Annotated in this window: 3 protein-coding genes; 2 read left to right on the plus strand and 1 reads right to left on the minus strand. The window is 27.8% G+C overall.

Going from position 1 to position 2,054, the window contains the following annotated elements:
• Positions 1–1,120: anthranilate synthase component I family protein (locus AC3ATN_RS04850; RefSeq protein WP_487532105.1), on the minus strand; the 1,120-nt coding region annotated here is incomplete at its 3' end.
• A 228-nt stretch (positions 1,121–1,348) separates the two neighbouring features.
• Between AC3ATN_RS04850 and AC3ATN_RS04855 the strand changes: the two genes are divergently transcribed.
• A complete protein-coding gene (locus tag AC3ATN_RS04855; protein ID WP_487532106.1) occupies positions 1,349–1,654 on the plus strand; it encodes a rhodanese-like domain-containing protein in 306 nt (101 codons plus the stop codon).
• 6 nt (positions 1,655–1,660) lie between these two features.
• A complete protein-coding gene (locus AC3ATN_RS04860; protein WP_487532107.1) occupies positions 1,661–1,888 on the plus strand; it encodes a PspC domain-containing protein in 228 nt (75 codons plus the stop codon).
• Positions 1,889–2,054: the final 166 nt, after the last annotated feature.

Raw genomic sequence — 2,054 nt, forward strand, 5'->3', positions numbered from 1 at the left:
CTGCAGGAAAAGTATCTGCAACTAACTGAAAAGTTGGTGTTTTATCTTTTTTAACTCCTGTGACTTTTGAAACTAAATGTATAACATGAGAAAAAAACTGAACTTCTCTATTTGTTTTAACTTCAACTAGTGAGCCATTTCTGCTTAAATCATTTCTTGCTAGATCAACTAACATAACATGCTCGGCGTTTTCTTTTGGGTCTTCACTAAGCTTAATTGCTAATTTTGCATCTTTTTGATCATTTCCGGTCCTTTTAAATGTTCCAGCTATTGGATGAATTTCGGCTAAATTATCTTTAACTATTAGCTGCGCTTCAGGAGAACTTCCAAATATTTTAAAATCACCATAATCGAAATAAAATAAATAAGGTGATGGATTTACCGTTCTTAATGCTCGGTATAAATTAAAATCATCTCCCTTAAATTCTTGAGAAAACCTTCTTGATAGAACTAATTGAAAAACATCTCCTCTTTGGCAATGTTTCTTTGCTTTAGAAACCAAATCCTTATATTCCTTGTCCGTTGATAGCGATTTACTTTCTCCATTCCTTAAAAAAGGATAATTCGCAAAATTTTTAACATTTAATAATTGTTCAATTTCTAAAATATTAGATTTATTATTGAAACAATGGCAAAATAAAAATGCTTCATTATTAAAATGATTTATTGCAACAATATTTTGATAAACTGCATAATAAAGTTCTGGTATTTCCGAATACTTTAAATGTTTTTCAGATTTTACTGACTCGAAATATCTGACACAATCATATGATAAATAACCAAATAGACCATTATTTACAAATTTATGATTGTTTTTACTGGTTTTAAATCTTTTGATATAATGATCTAATTTTTCTGGAATTGAAATTGATTCATTGATTTTAGTTTCTATTTTATCTCCATCTGGAAATTTTTCCTTTAATACATTTCCTTCAATTTTGATGTCTGCAATAGGATTAAAACATATATATGAAAAGCTATTGTCATTGGCATGATAATCACTGCTCTCAAGAAGTAATGTGTTTGGAAAATGGTCTCTGAGCTTAAGATATACACTAACAGGTGTTAAGGTGTCTGCTAATATTTTTTTCTCAAATGTTTGTAAATTATATTTTTTCATAATTTCAATAAATTGTATAAAAAAAGGCTTGTCGTGTTGACAAGCCTTTTATATTTTGTATAGGTGTAGTCTTCACTGTTTCATGTGTTATGAAAGTTCCACCAAAATTTTAAATTATTTAAAATCATATTCAAATATACTCTTATGATACTATATATCAAAAATTTTTTCTCGTTTAAAATTAAATTTTGTAAAATTCATGATAGGGGTTAACTTTACAAAAAAAATATGAATCTTAAACAAGAGGAATGGTTGTCAAAACAAGAACAGACTAAAGATAATATTATACTTGATGTCAGGACAGCTGAGGAGTCAAATGATAAACGTATTCCAAATTCTAAATTACTTGATATAGCTTCTCCCCAAAATTTCATGGAAGGTCTCAGTTTAATGGATAAAAAATTTTCATACTTTATTTATTGTAGATCAGGAAATAGGAGTTCACAGGCATGTGCCATTATGGCAAGTATGGGCTTTGATAAAACATACAATTTGATAGGGGGAATTCTTGAGTGGAAAGGAGAAATTGAATAACAATTAATGAATAAACTTAATAGTTTAAGAATATTTTTTGAACAAAACGGTTTTGAGGTTTGCTCCAAACTTGCTGATATTCTTGGAATGCGAACAAAAAATGTCAGACTATTTTTTGTTTACGCATCTTTCACTACAATTATTGGTGGATTTTTAATTTATTTAATTCTTGGATTTTGGATAAAATTAAAAGATATGATTTATACTAAAAGAAGCTCAGTTTTCGATTTATAAAATCATTTGATCAAGTTAGATCAAATTTAATTTGAATTTTGTGCTGTTTTTTTAGACCTTGCTGCACTATGAATTAAAACTAAATCATGTTTTCAAAACAAAATAAAGTTTATGCCATTATCCTCTTTCTATTATCTCCATTTTATTCTTTTGCTCAAGGTTTGAG

The organism is Candidatus Marivariicella sp., from assembly GCF_983056325.1.